Here is a 16053-nt window from a genome sequence, read left to right as displayed (position 1 = left end):
CGATCAGGCAGATGGGGCAGGACAGCGCGGGCAACCGGGTCTGGAATTCTCGGGCAGGGAAACTGGCCGGATTTATGCTGGTTGCGGCGCTGGCGTCCTGTGGCGGCAGCAACAAGGAGCCGCCGCTGGACACGCTGACGGCGGAGCAGATCTACAAGAAGGGCGAATACGCGCTCGAGACCGTGACCGCGCGCCGGCCCGAAGAAGCCGTGCGCTACTTCGCCGAGGTCGAGCGGCTCTATCCCTATTCCGAATGGGCCAAGCGCGCGCTGATCATGCAGGCCTATACCCTGCACCGCGCCAAGAAATACGAAGAGGCCCGCTCGGCGGCGCAGCGCTATATCGACACCTATCCGGGTGACGAAGACGCGGCCTATGCCAAATACCTGCTGGCGCTCAGCTATTATGACCAGATCGACCGCGTGGGCCGTGACCAGGGGCTGACCTATCAGGCGCTTCAGGCGCTGCGCGAGGTGATCGAGCAATATCCCGACAGCGAATATGCGCGCTCGGCGATGCTGAAGTTCGATTTGGCCTTCGACCATCTGGCGGCCAAGGAAATGGAGATCGGGCGCTTCTATCTCAAGCGCGGCCATTACACCGCGGCGATCAACCGCTTCCGTGTCGTGGTCGAGGATTTCCAGACCACCACCCAGACGCCCGAGGCGCTGCACCGGCTGGTCGAGGCCTATCTGGCGCTGGGTCTGACCGACGAGGCGCAGACCGCCGCGGCGATCCTGGGGCACAACTTCTCGGCCTCGCCCTTCTATCAGGACAGTTTCAACCTGCTGAAGGGCCGGGGGCTTGCCCCCGAGGCCAAGGGCAACAACTGGCTGTCGCGCGTCTACCGTCAGGTCATCCGCGGCGACTGGCTCTGACAGGCCGCAACAGGGGCTGAAGGGCCGGGGGAATGCTCGTCTCGCTCGAGATCCGCGACATGGTGCTGATCGAGCATCTGACACTGGGCTTCCGGCCCGGTCTCAACGTGCTGACCGGCGAGACCGGCGCGGGCAAATCCATCCTTCTCGACTGTCTGGGCTTTGTCCTGGGCTGGCGCACGCGCGCGGGTCTGGTGCGCGAGGGCGCCGCGACCGGCGAGGTGACGGCCGTCTTCGATCTGCCCGCGGGGCATGGCGCGCGCGCGATCCTGCGCGAGGCCGGCCTGCCGGAAGGTGCGGAACTGATCCTGCGCCGGCAGATGACGGCAGACGGGCGGCGCACGGCCTGGGTCAACGACCGCCGCGCCGGGGCCGAGGTGCTGCGCGCGCTGTCCGGCACGCTGGTCGAATTGCACGGCCAGCATGACGATCGCGGGCTGATGGATGCCCGTGGCCACCGCGCGCTGCTTGACGCCTTTGCCGAGGCCGGGGCCGATCTGGCGGCGGTGCGCGCGGCCTGGGAAACGGTGGCCGCCGCGCGCGCCGCCGAAGACGCCGCGCGCGCGCGCCTTGCAGCCGCGCGCGCCGAAGAAGATTTCCTGCGTCATGCCGTGGCCGAGCTGGAGAAGCTGGCCCCCGAGGCCGGCGAGGAAGCCGATCTCGACACCCGCCGCCGCCAGATGCAGGCCGGCGCGCGTATCAGCGCGGATCTGGCCCGCGCGGTGCAGGCGCTTGGCCCCGAGGGCGCCGAGGGTTTGATGCGCGATGCCGGGCGCTGGCTGGATGGGGCGGTCGACACGGCCGGCGCGCTACTCGAAGCGCCGATGGCGGCGCTTGAACGCGCGGTGATCGAGCTGGCCGAGGCGCATCAGGGTGTCGAGGAGGCGCTCGAGCAGCTGGCCTTCGATCCGCACGAGCTGGAGCGCATCGAGGAGCGGCTCTTTGCCATCCGGGCGCTGGCGCGCAAGCATGCGGTCCTGCCCGACGATCTGGCGGCGCTGGCGGCGGATCTGTCCGAACGGCTGCACGCGCTTGATGCGGGGGCGGGCGAATTGGAACGGCTGTCGGCGGAAACGGCGGCGGCGGTGGCCGCGCATGACGCGCTCTGCGCGCAGCTTTCGGCGCGCCGGGCCGAGGCGGCGGCGCGGCTCGATGCGGCGATGGCCCAGGAGCTGGCGCCGCTCAAGATGGAGCGTGCGGTGTTCCAGACCGTGATCGAGACCGCGACGCCGGGCCCCGAGGGTGCCGATCAGGTCAGCTTCCGGGTGGCCACCAACCCCGGCGCGCCGGCCGGGGCGCTCAATCGCATTGCCTCGGGCGGGGAATTGTCACGGTTCCTGCTGGCGCTCAAGGTCTGTCTGGCGCGCAGCACCGAGGCGCTGGTGATGATCTTCGACGAGATCGACCGCGGGGTGGGCGGGGCCACGGCGGATGCGGTCGGGCGCCGGCTGGCGCGGCTGGCCGAGGGCGCGCAGGTGCTGGTCGTGACCCATTCCCCGCAGGTGGCCGCACGCGGCGCGCATCACTGGCGGGTGGAAAAGGCGGTGACGGACGGGGTGACGCGTTCGCGGGTGGTGGGGCTTGACGCCCCCGCGCGCGAGACCGAGATCGCGCGGATGCTGGCCGGCGAAAGCGTGACCGATGCCGCCCGTGCCGCCGCGCGGGCGCTGATCGCGGGCTGAGTCCTTCCGGGGCGCTTGCACTTTTCCAACATTTCGTGATGGCGGCGCGGGGAAAACCGCGCCCGATCATGCAAAATCGAACATGTCCTGAAGGGGCAGGCTGCGCGCGCGCCGGCCCGTCAGCGCAAACAGCGCATTGGCCAGCGCCGGGGCCGCAGGCGGCACCGCGGGTTCGCCCACGCCGCCCGGATCACGGCCCGAAGGTTGGATATCGACAAATATCTGGGGGCATTCGTTGATGCGCAGCCCGTCAAAGTCGGGAAAGTTCAATTGATCGACGGCGCCCGCGGTCAGGGTGATCTGCCCGCGGATCGCAGCCGAAAGGCCAAAGATCAGCCCGCCCTCCATCTGCGCGGCGATGATGCCGGGATCGAGCGCCTGTCCGGGGTCGCAGACCACCCAGGCCCGCGGGATGCGGATGCCATGCTCGGTCTGCGTGACCTCGATCACCTCGGCGACGGTGGTGCCATAGCTGTGGCAGAAGGCGATCCCCAGCGCGCGCCCGTCCTGCCCCCAGCCGGCATTCTGCGCCGCCCGCGCCAGCACCCGCGCGGCCGAAGGGTCTTCGGGGGCGATCAGGGCGTGGCGCATCTCGAAGGGATCGCGGCCTGACAGATGCGCCAGCTCGTCGAGCGCGCTTTCCAGCACGAAGCTATTGGCCGAATGCCCGACCGAGCGCCAGAAGCCCACCGGTAGCGGCAGATCCGCCAGATGCCCGCGCACGCGCAAGTTGGGCAGCGCATAGGGTTGGTCGAAGGCGCCCTCTACCCCGATCTTGTCGGGCCCGGTCGAGGGCAGGCCGGTCATCCGCCGCCCCGCGCTGCGCGTCACCGATTGCGTGGCCAGATCCAGATGCAGCCCCGGCCCGCCCTGGGCGTCGGTCCAGATCCGTGCGCGCGCCAGGAGCGGCGGGCGGTAGAAGTCGTGGGTCATGTCCTCCTCGCGCGAGAAGAACAGCTGCACCGGCACGCCCGGCATCTGCCCGGCCAGTTCGGCGGCAAGGGTCACGAAATCGGTCTCGAGCCGGCGCCCGAAGCCACCGCCCAGAAAGGGCACCTCGAGCGCGACGAGATCGGGCGCGATCCCCAGCACGCGGGCGGCGGCATGGCGCGCGATCTCGGGCGTCTGGCAGCCCGCCCAGAGGTGCAGCCGCCCGCCCTGAAACAGCGCGGTGGCGTTCATCGGCTCCATCGTGGCATGCGCCAAGGGCGGCAGGCGGTATTCCAGAACGGGCGTGTCCGCAGGCGGCTCCCCCCCGCGCGAGACCAGCCGCGAATTGGCCAGCCCGCCCGAGATCGCGCGGGCAAGGCCTTCGTGGATCGCGTCGGTGTCGGGGGCATCGGCAGGGGTTTCCCATTCGGGCGCTGCGGCCTCGAGCCCCTTGAGCGCGGCCCAGGAGTTCCGCGCCACGACCGCGATGCCGCCGCCCAGTGGAAGGACGCGTTCGACCCCCGGCACCGCCTGCGCGGCCTTTGCGTCGTGGCGCGCCAGCGTGCCGCCGCAGACCGGGGGGCGGGCCAGCGTGGCAAAGCGCATCCCCTCCAGCCGGATGTCGAGCCCGTAGACCGCCGCGCCCGTGACCTTGGCCGCCATGTCCTTGCGCGGGAGCGCGCGCCCCAGAAGCCGCCAGTCCGCAGCCGGGCGCAGCGCGATCCGGCCCATGTCGCGCCCGGCTGCATCTGGCGCCAGATCGGCATAGGCAAGGCGGCGTCCGTCAGGGGCAACCACATGGCCGGAAACGGTTTTCAGATCCGCCACGGGCAGGGACAGGCGTTCGGCGGCGGCGGCCTTCAGGGCCTCGCGCGCGGTGGCGCCGGCGGCGCGCATCGGGGTGAAGCCGTCCACCGTCGAGGTCGAGCCGCCGGTGATCTGCATCCCCATCGCCTTGGGCAGCACCTCGGTCGCGGTGCCCAGCGCCTCGACCAGCGCCGATGTGCGGTATTCGGCGAAGGGCAGTGCGGGGCGCAGGATCACGCGGTTGAAATAGGCCGCGGCGGGGGGGCCGTGGATCACGCGGATGGCGTCCCAGTCGGCGTCCAGTTCCTCGGCGACGAGGGCGGCCAGCGTGGTGGTGACGCCCTGGCCCATCTCGGCGCGGGGGACGACGACGACGGGGCCGTCGGGGCCGATCACCAGCCAGGGGTTCATCACGCCGTCACCGCGGAGCGGATTGGGCAGGCGGCGGGCGGCGGTGTGCACGCCGAAGGCGACGCCCGCCCCGGTCAGGACCGACCCCACCAGGAAGGCGCGCCGCCCCATGCGCCGGGCGCGCCGCCAGATCTTGCGCCCGTTCACGGCGCGCCCCCATCCGCATTTCCGGCCGCGGGGCCTTCGGCGGCCAGGCGCGCGGCGGCGGCGTGGATGGCGGCGCGGATGCGCGGATAGGTGCCGCAGCGGCAGAGATTGCCGGCCATCGCGGCGTCGATCTCGGCATCACTGGGGCGGGGGATCTGGCGCAGCAGGCTTGCGGCTTGCAGGATCTGGCCCGACTGGCACCAGCCGCATTGCGCGACCTGATGGGCGATCCATTCCTGTTGCAGGATGTGCAGCGCGCCGGGCTGGCCCAGCCCCTCGATCGTGGTGACGGGGCCGTCCACGGCCTCAAGCGGGGTCTGGCAGGAGCGCACGGCAACGCCCCCCACCAGCACAGTGCAGGCCCCGCAGGCGGCCACGCCGCAGCCGTATTTCGTGCCGATCAGCCCCAGCAGGTCGCGCAGCACCCACAAAAGCGGCATGTCGCCCGGCGCGTCGATCCGGTGCAGGGTGCCGTTGACGCGCAGCTCGGCCATCTCAGGTCACCGGCCCGGCGCTGGCGGCGAAGGCGGGGTCTTCCCAGGCGCGGGAGGTCATCACCTCGGCGATGATGTCGAGCGCGCGGTCGATGTCGGCCGGCCCGATGTAAAGCGGTGTCAGCGCCAGGCGCACGATGTCGGGGGCGCGGAAATCGCCCACCAGCCCGCGGGCGATGAAGGCGCGCATGATCGCCTGGGCCTCGGGGTGAGCAAAGGCCAGGTGGCTGCCGCGGCGGGCCGGATCCTCGGGCGAGGCCAGCCGCAGGGCGGGGGCGCGCGCGGCCACCCCGTCGATCAGCCGCTGGGCCAGCCCCTGGGCGGTGGCGAAGACCTCTGTCATCGACAGTCCCTTCCAGACCGTCAGCGCGCCCTGGAGCGCGGCCATCTGGAGCACCGGGGGCGTGCCGATCCGCATCCGGGCCACGCCCGGCGCCGGCGCATAATCCATGTCAAAGCCAAAGGGCGCGGCATGGCCCAGCCAGCCGGGCAGGGCGGGCGTCACCGCCTCGATCAGCCCCGGCGCGGCATGCAGGAAGGCGGGCGATCCGGGCCCGCCGTTAAGGTATTTGTAGGTGCAGCCCACGGCGAAATCGGCCCCCGCCCCCGCCAGATCGAGCGGCACCGCCCCGGCCGAATGCGCCAGATCCCAGAGCGCGAGCGCGCCGACCTCGTGGGCGCGGGCGCTCAGCCGGGCCATGTCGTGGCGCCGCGCGGTGCGGTAATCGACCTCGGTCAGCATCAGGACCGCCGTCTGCGGGCCCAGCGCGGTCTCGACGGCGTCTGGGGCGACGACCCGCAACGTCAGGCCGCGGCGGCGCGCGATCTCGGCCGCGATATAGATGTCGGAGGGGAAATTGCCGCTGTCGGTCACGATCTCGGTGCGCTCGGGGCGCAGGTCGAGGGCCGCCATCAGCGCCTGATGGACCCGGATGCTGAGGGTTTCGCCCACGACCACCGTGTCGGGCGCCGCCCCGATCAGCGGCGCGATCGCCGCCCCCAGCGCCACGGGCAGATCCATCCAGCCCGCCCCGTTCCAGCCGCCGATCAGCTGGCCCTGCCATTCGCCCAGTGCGCGCGCGGCGGCACTGGCGGCGGCGCGTGGCTGGGGGCCCAGCGAATTGCCGTCGAGATAGCAGATCCCGTCGGGCAGATCGAACAGCGCGCGGGTGGCGGAAAAATCCATGATCCCTCCCGGGGAAAGCAGCGGCATATGGTCCGAGACTGGGGTTTTGCGCCCCCGAGCACAAGCCCCGTGCTTGTCATGCGCGGTCTTGGCGGATAAATGCCCCCTCGATAGCGCAAACACGCGCGCCCCCCCCGCGAGCTCGTGCCATCAGCAGGAGAAGGCCATGGCCAAGGACGATTTGCGCAAGGCCCTGAAGGAGCTGCACCCCCTTCAGGTGATCGACCTGCCGCCCAGCTGGACGGCGGTCTTCGCGGTTGCGGGATTCGCGCTGGGGCACGGCGGGGTCGGGGGCTTCGGGCTGGGGCTCGGCGGTCTGCTGATCCTGGCGGGGCTGGGGCTGATGGGGCTTGCGGCGAAGAAGATCCGCGAGCATGACACCACCATCATCCCGCATTTCCACGCCGACGAACTGGTCACGACGGGCATCTATTCCCGCACGCGCAACCCGATCTATCTGGGCGACGTGCTGATCCTGTCGGGGATCTTCGTGGCCGGCGGGGCGGGGCTGTCGCTGGTGCTGGTGCCGGCCTTCATCTGGGTGTTGACGGTGCGCTTCGTCCTGCCCGAGGAAAGGCGGCTGGCCGAACGCTTCGGCGACCGCTGGACCGAATATGCCGCGCGGACGCGGCGCTGGATCTGAACGCGGCGGTTCTTGGGCGGATGTGCGCGGTTTTGCCCGCACCTCCGTCATGCTGCGCTGCCGCGTTTTGCTTGTGAAACATTATTACGTTCTGCTATAGGGCCGCGAACGATCTGGTCTCACCAGAGACGTCCTGGCCTGAGATGAGGGGGAGAAGACGTGAAAATCGGGGTTCCTGCCGAGATTTTTCCGGGCGAGGCGCGCGTCGCCTTGACCCCGGACAGTGCCCAGCACCTGAAGAAGCTGGGGCATGAAGCCTTCGTCCAGTCGGGGGCGGGGCTCAAGGCCGGCATTTCGGATGCCGCCTATGCCGACGCCGGCGTGACCGTGTTGCCGGATGCCCGCGCCCTGTTCGAGGCGGTGGACATCGTGGCCAAGGTGCGCCCGCCGGTCGAGGCCGAGGTCGACATGCTGCGCGCGGGCCAGACCCTGATCTCGTTCTTCTGGCCGGCCCAGAACGAAGCCCTGATGGAGCGCGCCAAGTCCCGCGGCGCGACCGTCATCGCCATGGACATGGTGCCGCGCATCTCGCGCGCGCAGAAGATGGACGCGCTGTCCTCGATGGCCAATATCGCCGGCTATCGCGCCGTGATCGAGGCCGGCAACAACTTCGGCCGCTTCTTCACCGGCCAGGTCACCGCCGCGGGCAAGATCCCGCCGGCCAAGGTGCTGGTCGTGGGCGCGGGCGTGGCGGGTCTTGCCGCCATCGGCACCTCGGTCAGCCTGGGCGCCATCACCTATGCCTTCGACGTGCGTCCCGAGGTGGCCGAGCAGATCGAATCGATGGGGGCGGAATTCGTCTTCCTCGATTTCGAGGACCAGACCCAGGACGGCGCCGCCACCGGCGGCTATGCCGCGCCCTCGAGCCCCGAGTTCCGCGAAAAGCAGCTGGCCAAGTTCCGCGAACTGGCCCCCGAGATGGATATCGTCATCACCACGGCGCTGATCCCGGGCCGCGATGCGCCCAAGCTGTGGCTCAAGGACATGGTCGCGGCGATGAAGCCGGGCTCGGTCGTGGTTGACCTTGCCGCCGAGAAGGGCGGCAACTGCGACCTGACCGTGATGGACGAGAAGGTCGTGTCCGAGAACGGCGTGACCGTCATCGGCTACACCGACTTCCCCTCGCGGATGGCGGCGCAGGCGTCCGCGCTCTATGCCACCAACATCCGCCACATGATGACCGACCTCACCCCCGAGAAGGACGGCGTGGTCGTGCATGACATGGAAGACGACGTGATCCGCGGCGCCACGGTGGTGCATCAGGGCGAGATCACCTTCCCGCCGCCGCCGCCCAAGGTGAAGGCGATCGCGGCAGCCAAGCCCAAGGACAAGCCCAAGGAGCTGACCCCGGAAGAGAAGCGCGCGGCCGAGGCCGCCGCCTTCCGCAAGCAGACGATCTTCCAGGTCGGCGTGCTGGCCGTGGGCGCGGCGCTGATGGGGCTGATCGGCCTTTATGCGCCCGATGCCTTCATGAGCCATTTCATCGTCTTCGCGCTGGCCTGTTTCGTGGGCTTCCAGGTGATCTGGAACGTCTCGCACAGCCTGCATACGCCGCTGATGGCGGTGACCAACGCCATTTCGGGCATCGTCATCCTGGGCGCTCTGCTCCAGGTGGGATCGGGCTCGTGGCTGGTCGTCATCCTGGCGGCGGTTTCGATCCTGATCGCCACGATCAACATCGTGGGCGGTTTCCTCGTGACGCGGCGCATGCTCGCCATGTTCCAGAAGTCCTGAGCCGGAGGAGGGCAACAGCATGACCTACGGTCTGGTTTCGGCGGCCTATATCGCCGCAGCGGTTCTGTTCATCCTCTCGCTCGGGGGGTTGTCGGGACAGGAAAGCGCCAAGCGCGCGGTCTGGTACGGCATCGTCGGCATGGCGGCGGCGGTGGGGGCCACGGTCTTCGGCCCCGGCGTCGGCCATTTCGCGGTGATCGCGGTGATGATCGCCATCGGTGCGGCCGTGGGCGCCTATGTGGCGCGCAAGGTCGAGATGACCGAGATGCCGCAGCTGGTGGCGGCGCTGCACTCCTTCGTGGGGCTTGCGGCGGTGTTCATCGGTCTTAATGCGCAGATCGAGCTGAACCACGTCCTGGCCCTGCGCGAGGCCGGCGGCGACATGGAGACGCTGGCGGGCTTTGCCCAGAAGCTGGCGCATAAATCCCCGGTCGAGATCTCGATCCTGAAGGTCGAGGTGTTCCTGGGCATCTTCATCGGGGCGGTGACCTTCACCGGGTCGGTCGTGGCCTTCGGCAAGCTGGCCGGCAAGATCGACGGCAAGCCTGCGAAGCTGCCCGGCGGCCATGCGATCAACGCGCTGGCGCTGATCGCGGCGATCGCGCTGGGGTATCTCTATTTCACCGGCGCGGGCATCTGGACGCTTCTGGTGATGACGCTGATCGCGGGCTTCATCGGCTGGCACCTGATCATGGGCATCGGCGGCGCCGACATGCCGGTGGTGGTGTCGATGCTGAACTCGTATTCGGGCTGGGCCGCGGCGGCCATCGGCTTCACGCTGGGCAACGACCTGCTGATCGTGACCGGCGCGCTGGTCGGCTCGTCCGGGGCGATCCTCAGCTACATCATGTGCCGCGCGATGAACCGCAGCTTCATCTCGGTGATCCTGGGCGGCTTTGGCGGTTCGGGCGGCCCGGCGATGGAGATCTCGGGCGAGATGATCGCCATCGACGCCGACGGCGTGGCCATGGCGCTCAACGATGCCGACAGCGTCATCATCGTGCCGGGCTATGGCATGGCCGTGGCGCAGGCGCAGCAATCGGTGTCGGAACTGACCCGCCGCCTGCGCGCCCGCGGCAAGAACGTGCGCTTTGCCATCCACCCGGTGGCGGGGCGTCTGCCGGGGCACATGAACGTGCTGCTGGCCGAAGCCAAGGTGCCCTATGACATCGTTCTGGAGATGGACGAGATCAACGACGACTTCCCCGAGACCGACGTGGTGATCGTCATCGGCTCGAACGACATCGTGAACCCGGCGGCGCAGGAAGACCCCAACTCGCCCATCGCCGGGATGCCGGTGCTGGAAGTGTGGAAGGCCAAGCAGGTGTTCGTGTCCAAGCGCGGCCAGGGCACCGGCTATTCGGGCATCGAGAACCCGCTGTTCTACAAGGAGAACACGCGCATGTTCTATGGCGATGCCAAGAAGAGCCTCGACGAGCTGCTGACCCGCGTCGATTGAGCGGCGTCACCGTGAAAGGGAAAGGCCCCGCCGAGGCGGGGCCTTTTTCATGTCTGCGCCGTGTCCCTGTCTGCGCCGTGGCGGGGGCGGCGCGCGGCTCAGTCGAGCTTGCGCAGCCGCGCGATCAGGCTCGAGGTGTCCCAGCGCCCCCCGCCCATCTTCTGCACATCCTTGTAGAACTGATCGACCAGCGCGGTGACGGGCAGGCTGGCGCCGGTCTCGTTGGCGGTGTCGAGGCAGATGCCCAGATCCTTGCGCATCCAGTCCACCGCAAAGCCGAAGTCGAAGCGGCCGTCCTCCATCGTCGCGGCGCGGTTCGACATCTGCCAGCTTCCGGCGGCCCCCTGCGAGATCACCTCGACCACCTCCGAGATCGACAGCCCCGCCTTCTCGGCGAAATGCAGCGCCTCCGAGAGCCCCTGCACCAGGCCTGCAATGGCGATCTGGTTGCACATCTTGGTCATCTGGCCGGCGCCGGCCGCGCCCATGCGCTTGCAGATCTTGGCATAGGCCGCGATCACCGGCTCGGCGGCGGCGTAATGGTCCGCTGCCCCCCCGCACATCACCGAAAGCTGGCCGTTCTCGGCCCCGGCCTGCCCGCCCGAGACCGGCGCATCGACATAGCCGAGCCCCGCAGCGCCGGCCGTCGTGGCCAGCTCGCGCGTGACCGCGGCCGAGACGGTGGTGTGATCGACGAAGACGGCGCCGGCGCGCATGCCGGCAAAGGCGCCGGTCTCGCCCAGGCAGACGGCGCGCAGATCATCGTCATTGCCGACGCAGGCCATCACGAAATCGGCGCCTTCGGCCGCGGCGCGCGGGGTGGGGGCGGCGCGGCCGCCATGTGTGGCCACCCAGCCGTCGGCCTTGGCCGCGGTGCGGTTGTAGACGGTGACCTCGTGCCCGCTTGCGGCCAGATGTCCCGCCATCGGAAAGCCCATCACCCCCAGCCCCAGGAATGCCACCCTTGCCATGTCGAACCCTCTCTCCCTTTGATTTCCTGCGGCGCGGTCTTGGCGTCCGCGCGCCTCGGCGTCGGCGGGGCGTTGAAGCCCGGCCCCCCTTGCCTTAGACACCGAGGCAGGCTCCGCGTGCAAGTCCGCGGCGCCGCAGACCCGTCCGAACCCCTCTTGCGCGCGGCTGTAACCGCCTGACAGGTGCTCCCGATGCTCTTGCTCATCACATGGCTGACACGGCTGGTCTCGCTGGTCCTGATCCTGGGGATCGTGACCGCGGGCGGGGCCTATTACTTTGCCGCCCGCTCGCTGCCCGATTACGACGAGACGCATGCGGTCGCGGGGATTTCCGCGCCGGTCGAGATCGTGCGCTCGACCGAGGATGTGCCGCATATCTTCGGGCAGAACGACCGCGACGTGTTCTTTGCGCTGGGGCTGGCGCATGCGCAGGACCGGCTGTGGCAGATGGTGGTGATGCGGCGCACGGTGCAGGGGCGGCTGTCCGAGGTCTTCGGGCCGCGCACGCTGCCTTCGGACGAGCTGATGCGCCGGCTCGATCTCTATGGCGCGGCGGCGGATTCGGTGGCGGTGCAGGATGCGCCCACCCAGGCCGCGCTCAAGGCCTATGCCGAGGGCGTGAACGCCTGGATCGGGCTGGTCAACGAAGGCGCGCGCGGGCGGGGGGCGCCGGAGTTCTGGCTGTTCCCGCAGCCCGTGGCCTATTGGACGCCGGCGGATTCGCTGGCCATCCTGAAGCTGATGGCGCTCCAGCTCGAGACGCAGATCGGCACCGAGGTTCTGCGCGCGCAACTCTCGCTGCTGAACCCCGACTGGCCGCGCGACCTGATGCCCGACGTGCCGGGAACGGCGGTGATGTCGGCGCCGGCCTATGGCGCGCTCTTTCCCGATGCGCCGGGGCTGCGCGCCTATGCCCATGCCGACCCGGCGCCCTTTCCCGCGCGGGGGATGGCGGCGGCCTCGAACGCCTTTGCCGCGGCGCCCGCGCGCGCGGCGGCGGGGGCTTCGCTTCTGGCCAATGACCCGCATCTGCCGCTGTCGGCGCCCGCGATCTGGTATCTGGCGCGGCTGGAACTGGCCTCGGGCGGCGTGATCGGCGGCACCATTCCGGGCGTGCCCGCCGTCATCACCGGGCGCAATGCCGCGCTGGGCTGGGGCGTCACCGCCGCCTATGCCGACGATCTGGATCTCTATGTCGAGGAGCTGGACCCCGAGAACCCGCAACGCTACCGCACTCCCGACGGCTGGGCCGAATTCCGGACCCGGCGGTCGATCATCGAGATCAAGGACGAAAAGCCGGTCACGCTGACGCTGCGCTGGACCGACAACGGTCCCGTGCTGCCCGGCAACCGCTTCGGGCTGGGCGCGGTCACGCCGCCGGGCCATGTCGTGTCGCTGGCCTGGACGGCGCTGTCGCATGCCGACACGTCGATGTCGGCGGTGGTCGGGCTGATGGGCGCGCGCAGTGTTGCCGAAGGCATGGAGGCGGGCCGCGATTTCGTGGCGCCGGCGCAGAACCTGACGCTGGCCGATGCCGAGGAGGTGGGCATGGTCCTGGTGGGCGCGCTGCCCGACCGCGACCCGTCCCACGAGACGCTGGGCCGGATGCCCGCGCCCGGCTGGAAGCCCGCGAACCGCTGGGCGGGCGTTCAGCCCTACGAGAGCAACCCGCGCGTGGTTGCGCCGGTCTCGGGGATCGTGGGCAACACCAACAACAAGACCACCGATGCGCCCTTTCCGAACCATGTCAGCTTCGACTGGGGCGACAGCCAGCGCGTGCAGCGGTGGCTGCGGCTGATGGATCAGCGCGAGGTCCATTCCCGCGAAAGCTTCATCGCCGCCCAGCTTGATGCCGTCAGCCCGGCGGCGCGGGGGCTTTTGCCGCTGGTGGGGGCGGATCTGTGGTTCACCGGCGAGGCCGCGCCCGAGGGCACGCCCGAACGCCGCCGCCAGCGCGCGCTGGAGCTGATGGCGCGCTGGGACGGCGAGATGAACGAGCACATGCCCGAGCCGCTGATCTTCGCGGCCTGGATGCGGGCGCTGCAATCGCGGCTGATCCGCGACGAGCTGGGCCCGCTGGCCGAGGAATTCCCCAAGCTCGAGCCGCTCTTCGTCGAGCGCGTCTTCCGCAACGTGGGCGGGGCGGGGCATTGGTGCGACGTCCGCCAGTCGGCCCCGCGCGAGAGCTGCGCGCAGATCGCGCGGATGGCGCTGGATGACGCGCTGCTGGAGCTGTCGGCGCGCTATGGCGACAACGTGGAAAGCTGGCGCTGGGGTGACGCGCACGAGGCCCGCCAGGACCACCCCGTTCTGGGCGCGGTGCGCGGCCTTGGCTGGATCGTCAACATCCGGCAATCGACCTCGGGGGGGGATTTCACCTTGATGCGCGGCGCGACGGACGGGACGGGGCCTGCGCCCTATGCCAATGTCCATGCCGCGGGCTATCGCGGGGTCTATGATTTCGCCGACCCCGACAGTTCGGTCTTCATTATCGCCACGGGGCAGTCGGGCCATCCGCTGAGCCGCCATTACGACGACCTGTCCGAGCTGTGGCGGCGCGGCGAATATGTGCCGATGTCGCTGGACCCGGGTCTTGCGCGGGCTGCCGCGGCCGGGATCACGCGGCTGGTGCCGCGCGCGCCGGGGCGGGGCCAGAACTGACGCCCGCAGAGCGCAGCTTTCAGAGCTGATCCGCGAGACACCAGGCGCGAAGACGGGCGCAGGCCCTGATGCCCGCACCGTGTCCCGGACCGCGGTCCCCCGATCCCCGCGGCGGGAGCCGAAACGCCAACGGCCGGGCGGGCAGGCGTGCCCCGCGGCGGGAGCCGAAATACAAACGGCCACGCGCGCAGGCGTGGCCGTGATCGGGTCATGATGGGGCGGTCGGTTCCCGCCGCGGCGTCAGACCGCCGGGTCGGGTTTGGCCGGCGGCGCCAGCTTGGGCGTGCCCGAGCCGTTCGACAGCGGGTCGTCCTGGCGCTGCACCGAGCCTTCGAAATGCGCCCCGCTCTCGATGGCGATGGTCTTGTGGATGATATCGCCTTCAACCCGCGCGGTCGAGGTCAGGCGCACCTTCAGGCCGCGCACGCGGCCCACGATGCGGCCGTTGATGACCACGTCATCGGCGACCACTTCGCCCTTGATCGTGGCGGTTTCGCCGACGGTCAGCAGATGGGCGCGGATGTCGCCCTCGACGATGCCTTCGACCTGGATATCGCCGGTGGTCTTGAGGTTGCCGACCACGGTCAGATCCGAGGACAGGACCGAGGCCACGGGCTTCGACCGCGGCGCCGAGGGCACGAAGTCGCCGCGCGGTGCGGGCGTCTCGGGGGTCTTGGGCTTCTCGGTGTCGGCTTTCGGGCCGGGTTCGTTGATCCTGCTTTTAGAAAACATTTCTGGCTGCCTTGATGAATGTCATGGGGTTCACAGGCTTTCCGCCCACGCGCACCTCGTAGTGAAGATGGGGGCCGGTCGAGCGTCCGGTATTGCCCATATCACCGATCCTGTCACCGCGCGAGACTTTTTGCCCCTTGCTGACCCGGATTCTGCTGAGGTGCCCATAGCGGGTTTCCAGCCCGTTGGCGTGGGTGATCTCGATCACGAGGCCATAGCCGGACTGGCGCCCGGCGAATTTCACGACGCCGTCGGCGGTGACATAGATGGGGGTGCCGACGGGCGCGGCAAGGTCGATGCCGGCGTGAAGGCGGCCCCAGCGGTAGCCGAAGGGCGAGGTGAAGCGATGGGCCGCGCGCACCGGCATGTCGAAGGGCATCTTCTCGGCGGCCAGCCGGTAGAGGTTCAGCCGGTCCAGCCGTTCCAGGATATCGGCTGCGCGGCGCGCGCCGTCGTCGATATCGCCCATCGTCGAGAGGGTGACGGGCACGAGCGGCCCGCCCGAGCCCGAATAGCCGCGCCGGACCTGTTCGAGCACCGTCTTGGGGTTGATCCCGGCCTGGCGGAACATCTTGTCGAGCGGCTCCATCGAGATCGAGACGGCATCCTCGAGCGTCTCGAAGATCGCGTCGTGGCGTTCGGCCAGAAGACGTCGTTCCAGCTCGGCCCGTTCGGCCGCCATCTGCGCCTCGCGGGCTTCGCGGGCGCGGGCGTCGCGCTCGGCGGCGGTTTCGCCCAAGGTGCGTGCCAGCACATCGAGCGTCAGCGCGGTATCATGCCCGCGCGCGCGCTGGCTGGCCTGATCGCGGGCGCCGGTCTCGGCCAGCGCGGCCAGCTCGCGGCGCGCGTCATCGCGTTCGGTCATGGCGCGGCGCAGGGTGGTCTGGATCACGTTGATGCCGGTTTCCAGCTCGCGCCGGCGTTCCTCGGAGGCCAGAAGCGCCGATTGCATGCGCGAGACCTGATCCATGGCCAGAGCAAAGCGCTTCTGTGCGGCCAGCGCCTCGGCGGCGCGGGCGTCGCGTTCGCCGGCCAGATCCTCGAGCCGGGTCTCGAAGGCGATGCGGGCGCGGCGCTCCTGATCGTCGGCACTGCCCGAGGACAGCCCGTCGATCAGCAGGATCGAGGTCGTCAGCACGCACCAGCCGAAGAGCACGAGAAAGCCCCCCAGCGTCATCAGCTGCGAGAGCGGCGACATCCGCACGAAGCGCGTCTTGTCGACCGACTTCAGGAACAGGCGCTGTTCGGGAAGCAGGCGTTCGAGACGGGCGTTCAGGCGATGGACGATACGTCGGGGCAAGAGGTTGTCCTGTGTTCG

12 protein-coding genes are annotated in these 16053 nt (G+C 69.8%); 6 read left to right on the top strand and 6 right to left on the bottom strand.

Annotated elements, in window-relative coordinates; genetic code table 11:
* Positions 1-74: 74 nt before the first annotated feature.
* Positions 75-878 (top strand): outer membrane protein assembly factor BamD, encoded by an 804-nt coding sequence (locus tag BW949_RS13045; protein WP_076366795.1) that lies wholly within the window; start codon positions 75-77, stop codon positions 876-878.
* 32 nt (positions 879-910) lie between these two features.
* Entirely contained in the window at positions 911-2560 is a 1650-nt protein-coding gene (recN, locus tag BW949_RS13040) for a DNA repair protein RecN (protein ID WP_076366793.1), read from the top strand.
* Between the two features lie 66 nt (positions 2561-2626).
* Here recN and BW949_RS13035 read toward each other — a convergent pair whose 3' ends face one another.
* Genes BW949_RS13035 through kynU form a run of 3 tightly spaced genes read right to left on the bottom strand, consistent with a single transcriptional unit; the run spans position 2627 to position 6538 of the window.
* A complete protein-coding gene (locus BW949_RS13035) occupies positions 2627-4855 on the bottom strand; it encodes a xanthine dehydrogenase family protein molybdopterin-binding subunit (RefSeq protein WP_235816302.1) in 2229 nt (742 codons plus the stop codon).
* Positions 4852-5349 (bottom strand): (2Fe-2S)-binding protein, encoded by a 498-nt coding sequence (locus BW949_RS13030; protein ID WP_076366791.1) that lies wholly within the window; start codon positions 5347-5349, stop codon positions 4852-4854. The genes BW949_RS13035 and BW949_RS13030 overlap by 4 nt, the downstream gene beginning before the upstream one ends.
* Before the next feature lies 1 nt (position 5350).
* Positions 5351-6538 carry a kynureninase gene (kynU, locus tag BW949_RS13025; RefSeq protein ID WP_076366960.1) on the bottom strand — a complete coding sequence of 396 codons (1188 nt, stop codon included), beginning with the start codon at positions 6536-6538 and terminating at the stop codon, positions 5351-5353.
* Positions 6539-6701: 163 nt separating this feature from the next.
* Here kynU and BW949_RS13020 point away from each other — a divergent pair, with 163 nt between their 5' ends.
* The 3 genes from BW949_RS13020 (at position 6702) to BW949_RS13010 (ending at position 10371) form a co-directional block, all read left to right on the top strand.
* Positions 6702-7178 (top strand): methyltransferase family protein, encoded by a 477-nt coding sequence (locus BW949_RS13020; protein ID WP_076366789.1) that lies wholly within the window; start codon positions 6702-6704, stop codon positions 7176-7178.
* Positions 7179-7337: 159 nt separating this feature from the next.
* Positions 7338-8912, top strand: coding sequence for a Re/Si-specific NAD(P)(+) transhydrogenase subunit alpha (locus BW949_RS13015; RefSeq protein ID WP_076366787.1), 1575 nt, complete (start codon positions 7338-7340; stop codon positions 8910-8912).
* Between the two features lie 19 nt (positions 8913-8931).
* Complete coding sequence (locus BW949_RS13010) at positions 8932-10371, top strand: NAD(P)(+) transhydrogenase (Re/Si-specific) subunit beta (RefSeq protein ID WP_076366785.1); 1440 nt, start codon at positions 8932-8934, stop codon at positions 10369-10371.
* 98 nt (positions 10372-10469) lie between these two features.
* Here the strand turns inward: BW949_RS13010 and BW949_RS13005 are convergent, their stop codons facing one another.
* Positions 10470-11342, bottom strand: a complete 873-nt coding sequence (locus BW949_RS13005) for an NAD(P)-dependent oxidoreductase (RefSeq protein WP_076366783.1) — start codon at positions 11340-11342, stop codon at positions 10470-10472.
* A gap of 192 nt (positions 11343-11534) precedes the next feature.
* Here BW949_RS13005 and BW949_RS13000 point away from each other — a divergent pair, with 192 nt between their 5' ends.
* Positions 11535-14003 carry a penicillin acylase family protein gene (locus BW949_RS13000; protein WP_076366781.1) on the top strand — a complete coding sequence of 823 codons (2469 nt, stop codon included), beginning with the start codon at positions 11535-11537 and terminating at the stop codon, positions 14001-14003.
* A 240-nt stretch (positions 14004-14243) separates the two neighbouring features.
* Here BW949_RS13000 and BW949_RS12995 read toward each other — a convergent pair whose 3' ends face one another.
* Both BW949_RS12995 and BW949_RS12990 read right to left on the bottom strand, forming a co-directional pair.
* On the bottom strand, positions 14244-14735 hold the full coding sequence (locus BW949_RS12995) for a bactofilin family protein (protein WP_076366779.1): 492 nt from the start codon (positions 14733-14735) through the stop codon (positions 14244-14246).
* Positions 14725-16035, bottom strand: a complete 1311-nt coding sequence (locus tag BW949_RS12990) for a M23 family metallopeptidase (RefSeq protein ID WP_076366777.1) — start codon at positions 16033-16035, stop codon at positions 14725-14727. The genes BW949_RS12995 and BW949_RS12990 overlap by 11 nt, the downstream gene beginning before the upstream one ends.
* Between the last annotated feature and the right edge of the window lie 18 nt (positions 16036-16053).

The sequence above is a fragment of the Phaeovulum vinaykumarii genome (assembly GCF_900156695.1).
Lineage (GTDB): Bacteria > Pseudomonadota > Alphaproteobacteria > Rhodobacterales > Rhodobacteraceae > Bieblia_A > Bieblia_A vinaykumarii.
Note: the sequence above shows the minus strand (reverse complement) of the source record. Positions and strands in the feature narration are given on the sequence as shown.